Origin of the sequence: Paractinoplanes globisporus DSM 43857 (assembly GCF_000379645.1) — a bacterium.
Taxonomy (GTDB): Bacteria; Actinomycetota; Actinomycetes; order Mycobacteriales; family Micromonosporaceae; genus Actinoplanes; species Actinoplanes globisporus.
In genome coordinates, this window is record NZ_KB903340.1 from 21,300 (window position 1) to 27,299 (window position 6,000).

At 70.8% G+C, this 6,000-nt stretch carries 4 protein-coding genes and 1 pseudogene; all 5 read left to right on the forward strand.

The genetic code is table 11. The annotated features are described in order from the left end of the window. Positions 1–760 precede the first annotated feature (760 nt). A complete protein-coding gene (pdhA, locus tag A3CQ_RS0143960) occupies positions 761–1,900 on the forward strand; it encodes a pyruvate dehydrogenase (acetyl-transferring) E1 component subunit alpha (protein WP_020517347.1) in 1,140 nt (379 codons plus the stop codon). Further along, entirely contained in the window at positions 1,897–2,886 is a 990-nt protein-coding gene (locus A3CQ_RS0143965) for an alpha-ketoacid dehydrogenase subunit beta (RefSeq protein ID WP_169516367.1), read from the forward strand. The genes pdhA and A3CQ_RS0143965 overlap by 4 nt, the downstream gene beginning before the upstream one ends. A 5-nt stretch (positions 2,887–2,891) precedes the next feature. Beyond that, a complete protein-coding gene (locus tag A3CQ_RS0143970) occupies positions 2,892–4,286 on the forward strand; it encodes a dihydrolipoamide acetyltransferase family protein (RefSeq protein WP_020517349.1) in 1,395 nt (464 codons plus the stop codon). A 177-nt stretch (positions 4,287–4,463) separates the two neighbouring features. Next, positions 4,464–4,601: a hypothetical protein gene (locus tag A3CQ_RS61895; RefSeq protein ID WP_169516366.1), complete on the forward strand. Its 138-nt coding sequence runs from the start codon at positions 4,464–4,466 to the stop codon at positions 4,599–4,601. Positions 4,602–4,918: 317 nt separating this feature from the next. After that, positions 4,919–6,000 (forward strand): annotated as a pseudogene (locus A3CQ_RS0143980) (hypothetical protein); the annotation flags it as partial.

Below are 6,000 nucleotides of genomic sequence, written 5' to 3' on the forward strand. Positions count from 1 at the left end.
GCCGCACCGTCTCGGCCACGCCCGGCGGCAGGATCGGCGGCGGCGAGCCGACCCGCGAGTCCCCGGGAAAGCGGTCGTGCGAAGGCCCCCGAACCGGACCGGGCGAGGCCGGGGGCAGGAAGGGGATGTCCATGGTGTCGGTGCCACCGTCGGCGAGCTCGCTCGACCCGGCGGTGATCGCCGCGAGCGTGGGCACCGACGCCAGTCCCACCAGAAGCGCCACAATGAGCACGTACCGTCGAGTTGGTCCGGAGAAGCCGGAATCGGCCCGATACACACCGTTCAGCCGCTTCCGCATGACCTTCAGTGGTGGCACGAGCTCCTCGTCTGGCTGCTCCGGCACGCCGGTTCCTCCCCTGTGCGAACGTCTGGACCAGCGACCCGCATGGATCGGTCTCGGTCAAAGGGGAGAACGACGCATGGCAGAGGGGGCAGCGGGGAAGGGTGGCCGTTCGTACGGTAGTGACCGTACGAAAACCGCTTAATAGGACAAATAAGGGCACCGATGTGACGGGGGAATTTCCCGACTGTGATCGACCCGACCTGTAACGCCGCTCACGTTCTCTGTCAGGATGAACTGGACGGCACCGCGGCCGATCTTTTTCGGGGCGGGGTGGGGGCCGTCACTACCCGGTGGGGCCCCGGCCCGCGCCGGAACGTCGCGCGGGAACCTCACCAAGGTCACGTGCGGCGAACCAGCGGCTCGCCGCGCAGACAGGCAACACCTGCTGCGGGCGCAGAGATGAACAGGGAGACACAGATGGCGAACGGCGAACGCGAAGTCGGGGCCGATGCTCCGGCCGGCGGCTTCGTCCAACTGCTCACCCCCGACGGGGAACGCGTCGACAGCGTCACTACCCCCGACGGCACGACGTACTCCGTCGACTTCAGCGATGACGAGTACCGCGAGCTCTACCGTGACCTGGTGACCGTCCGGCGGCTGGACGCCGAGGCGACCGCCCTGCAGCGCCAGGGCGAGCTGGGCATCTGGGCGAGCCTGCTCGGCCAGGAAGCGGCCCAGGTCGGATCCGGCCGGGCGCTCCGCCAGCAGGACATGGCCTTTCCCACCTACCGCGAGCACGGCGTTCTCTACTGCCGCGGTATCGACCCGATCATGCCGTTCGGCCTGTTCCGCGGCGTCGACCAGGGTGGCTGGGACCCGAACGAGTTCAAGTTCAACACCTACACGATCGTGATCGGGGCGCAGACCCTGCACGCGACCGGGTACGCCATGGGCATCACCATGGACGGCAAGACCGGCAACGCCGACGGCGAGGCCGTGATCGCGTACTTCGGCGACGGCGCCACCAGCCAGGGCGACGTCAACGAGGCGTTCGTCTGGTCCGGCGTCTTCAACGCGCCGATCGTCTTCTTCTGCCAGAACAACCAGTACGCGATCAGCGAGCCGCTCGAGCGGCAGACCCGCATCCCCCTCTACCGCCGCGCGCTCGGCTACGGCTTCCCCGGCGTCCGGATCGACGGCAACGACGTGCTGGCCAGCTTCGCGGTCACCCGCGCGGCGCTCGACCAGGCCCGCAACGGGCAGGGACCGACGCTGATCGAGGCTTACACCTACCGGATGGGCGCGCACACCAGCTCCGACGACCCCACTCGCTACCGCATCGCCAGCGAGGTCGAGTCGTGGAAGGCGAAGGACCCGATCGCCCGGGTGAAGGCGTTCCTCACCAAGCAGCAGATCGCCGGCGACGACTTCTTCGGCGACGTCGACGAGGCCGCCAAGAAGCTCGCGCTCGACCTGCGCGAGCGGGTGCTGGCCATGCCCGACCCGCAGCCGGTCACCCTGTTCGACAACGTCTACCCGCACGGTTCGCCCGAGGTCGAGGCCCAGAAGGCCGAGTTCGAGCGGTACCACGCGTCGTTCGAGGGGAGCGCCAGCTGATGGCCGAGACGATCACCCTGGGCAAGGGACTCAACCACGGCCTGCGTCGCGCCCTCGAGGATGACCCCAAGGTCGTCATCATGGGCGAGGACGTCGGCAAGCTGGGCGGCGTCTTCCGTATCACCGACGGCCTGCAGAAGGACTTCGGCGAGGACCGGGTCATCGACACCCCGCTCGCCGAGTCGGGCATCGTCGGCACCGCGGTCGGCCTGGCCATCCGCGGGTACCGCCCGGTCTGCGAGATCCAGTTCGACGGCTTCGTCTTCCCGGCGTTCAACCAGATCGTCGCGCAGGTCGCGAAGATGTTCTACCGCTCGCTCGGCAACGTAAGGTTGCCCATCGTCATCCGCATCCCGTTCGGTGGCGGCATCGGCGCGGTCGAGCATCACTCCGAGTCGCCCGAGGCGCTGTTCTCGCACACCCCCGGCCTCAAGGTCGTGAGCTGCGCGAACCCCGCGGACGCGTACACGATGATCCGCCAGGCGATCCGCTCGGACGACCCGATCGTGTTCTTCGAGCCCAAGCGGCGCTACTGGGAGAAGGGCGAGGTCGACCTCGACGCCCCGCTCGAGGGCGCGTTCCCGCTGCACTCGGCGCGGGTGGTCAGGCCGGGCACGGACGCGACACTTCTCGCGTACGGCCCGATGGTGCGCACCTGCCTGGACGCGGCGACCGCCGCCGCCGAGGACGGGCGCAACCTCGAGGTCATCGACCTGCGCTCGCTCTCCCCGCTCGACATGCCGACGGTGTACGCGTCGGTGAAGCGCACCGGCCGGGCCGTCGTCGTGCACGAGGCGCCGGGCAACCTGGGCCTGGGCTCCGAGCTCGCGGCGCGGATCACCGAGGAGTGCTTCTACTCCCTGGAGGCGCCGGTGCTGCGGGTGACCGGCTACGACGTTCCCTATCCGGCCGCGCGGGTCGAGGAGGACTACCTCCCCGATCTCGACCGGGTGCTGGACGCCGTCGACCGCTCGTTCGGCTGGTGACGCCGATGTCGCGGATCAAGGAGTTCACGCTGCCCGACCTCGGCGAGGGCCTGACCGAGGGAGAGATCCTCTCCTGGCTGGTCAAGGTCGGCGACACGATCGAGCTCAACCAGCCGATCGTCGAGGTGGAGACGGCGAAGGCCGCGGTCGAGATCCCGGCGAAGTGGGCCGGCGTCGTGACCAAGATCTTCCACGAGGCCGGCACGACGGTCGAGGTGGGCGCGCCCATCGTGGCCATCGACACCAACCCGGGTGCCGGAGACCTGCCCGAGCCGTCCGCGGAGTCTCTCGCGGCGGTCGAGGTGGCGCCGGTCGAGGGGGCGGTCGAGCCGGGCCTCATCGGTGGTCCGGCCCCGGGAGGCCGGACTGCGGTCCTGGTGGGTTACGGACCGAGAAACACAAGTGCCAAACGCAGACCCCGATTGGGTACGCCGCCAGCACCGCCCGCCGCGGCTCCGCCGCCTACCGCACCCGCGCCCGTGGCGACTGCCGCCTCCGAGCCGGTGGCGGCTGCTGCCCCCTCGAGCGCGCCCGTGCTGGCCAAGCCGCCGGTTCGGAAGCTCGCGCGGGATCTGGGCGTCGACCTGACCTCGCTCGCGGGGACCGGGCCGATGGGGTCGGTTACTCGGGACGACGTACAGCAGGCTGCTGCGCAACCGGTGGCAGCCGGCGCGGCCCCCGAGGTTTTCGACGCCGGGCGCGAGCGGCGGATCCCGGTCAAGGGTGTCCGAAAGCTGACCGCCGAGAACATGGTGGCCTCGGCGTTCACGGCGCCGCACGTCACCGAGTTCCTCACGGTCGACGTGACCCGCACGATGAAGGCGCTCGAGAAGATCAAGGCGCGGCCCGAGTTCCGCGAGGTGCGGGTCTCGCCGCTGCTGCTGGTGGCCAAGGCCGTGCTGCTCGCGGTCAAGCGGCACCCGATGGTCAACTCGACCTGGTCGGGCGGGACCGGCGAGATCGTCGTCAAGGACTACGTCAACCTCGGCATCGCCGCGGCGACCGAGCGGGGCCTGATCGTTCCCAACGTCAAGGACGCCGGACGTCTCACGCTGCGGGAGCTGGCCGAGGCCCTGAACACACTTGTCCAGGTGGCGCGGTCGGGCAAGACGCCGCCCGCGGACATGGCCGGCGGCACCCTCTCGATCACCAACGTCGGCGTGTTCGGGGTCGACACCGGCACCCCGATCCTGCCGCCGGGCGAGTCGGCGATCCTGGCGTTCGGCTCGGTCAAGCCCACTCCCTGGGTGCACAAAGACAAGATCAAGATCCGTCAGGTGACCACGCTCGGGCTCTCCTTCGACCACCGGATCATCGATGGCGAGCTGGGCTCGAAGTTCCTCCGGGACATCGGCGAGTTCCTCACCGACCCCGAGTCGGCGCTACTGTCGTGGACGTAGACACACCGCAGAAACTTAGGCAACCGATTATTCCGACCTTCGATCGTTAGGCGAGTGCTCACGATCACCCCTTAATTCGTTGGCAGTGCTGTTCGGGGCGAGTCACAATGGACTTACCTCGAACAGAGCACCGAAGACGTGGCCCCACCAGGGCCGAAAAGGGAAGTGACCAGCACCATGAGCATCACCGATCGCATGCGCCGCCGCCGGATGATCAACCGCGAGAACCGTGCCCTGGACCGCGCGCTGCAGTCCGCGCCGACCCGGGCAATGCGTGACGAGATCGCCATCTTTGCCCAGCGCAAGACCTTCTGATACATCGCGCCAGAACGGCCCGTCCGGGAGTCTCCGGACGGGCCTTTTCCTCTTTGAAGACAGCCTTAAAGATCCGTTCACGGTCCCCTTCCGGGCGTACACCGGGATTCCTCACGCCGCCCCGGCCCGGTACGGTTGGGCACGGTTCCCCACGCCGGCTCGGCCGGTCGGCAAGGAACCGGGGCCTGGCGAGGCGCACCCGCGCCGACGGGTCCCGCACGGCCTGGCCTCAGAGCTGGGCACGGCTCGCCGGTCCGATTCGCCGGTGAGTCGCGTCCGTGCAAAGCTGGCACGGCCGCGATGACGAGGAGGCGCTCATGACGTCCGAGGGGCAGTACGCCGGTTCTCCGGCCGAGGCGCCGTCGGGCGGACCCACGTCGGACGACTTCCCGCCGGACACCGATGGCCGTCGCGCCGCGGGTCGGGCGTCGGCTCCTCCGCCCACCGACGGTTTCCCCAGCTCGTACGCTCCGCCCCCGCCCGCCACGCCCAATGGCGGCTCGCCGTTCGTGGTGCCGGCGGTGCGCACCTTCGGCTCCGGCTCCGACTCGGCCCGGCCCGCGACTCCGTCGGGCACGCCGTACGGCTCGGCCCGGGTGCCGCAGGCCGAGGGCGACAGCGGGTCGCTGCCCCAGCGGGGCGCCTCGCCGTATGGCTCGGTCTCGCCGGGCGCCGCCGCGTCGTCCTACGGTGTGACCTCTTCTTCCTCCCAGCCGCCGGCCGCCGGGTCCTTCCCGCCGCCAGCCGCCGGTGGGTCCTTCGCGCCACCGGCCACCGGTGGGTCCTTCGCGCCGCCTTCGGCTGAGCCGGGGTCCGGTTCGCCTTTTGTGCCGGCTTCCGGCAATGCCCCCGAGCCGCCGCCGCGCTCGGCGTGGGCGCCGCAGCAGGCCCCCGCGGCCGCCGACGGTGGTAACAATCCGTTCCCGCTGCCGCAGCGCACCCCCGCCTCCGTCGACCCGGGCACGATCGGTGAGTTCGACGGCTTCGCGGCCGGCACACCCGGTCGCGGCACGGTCCCGCCGCCCCCGCCCGGGTCGCCTTCGCAGCCGCCCGCGTTCTCCACGCCCGGCGCGACTCCCGACGCCGACCCGGCCACCGGCCGCCCTCCCGGTCTCTCCGCCTTCGGTGACCAGCGCGTTCGCGTGCCCGGCGCCACCCTCGGCGACCTGCCCGACGCGCCGCCCGCGGTCCGCCCATCCCGCGGCGACAGCGGTGGCTTCCCGACCCGGCAGCCGGCCGAGGCAGGCTTCTCGCTCGGCGGCGGCCCAGACGAGGGCAGCGGCTTCCCGCTGCGCGGCGGCCCAGACGAAGGCAGCGGCTTCCCGCTGCGCGGCGGCCCGGACGAAGGCAGCGGCTTCCCGCTGCGCGGCGGCCCGGACGAAGGCAGCGGCTTCCCGCT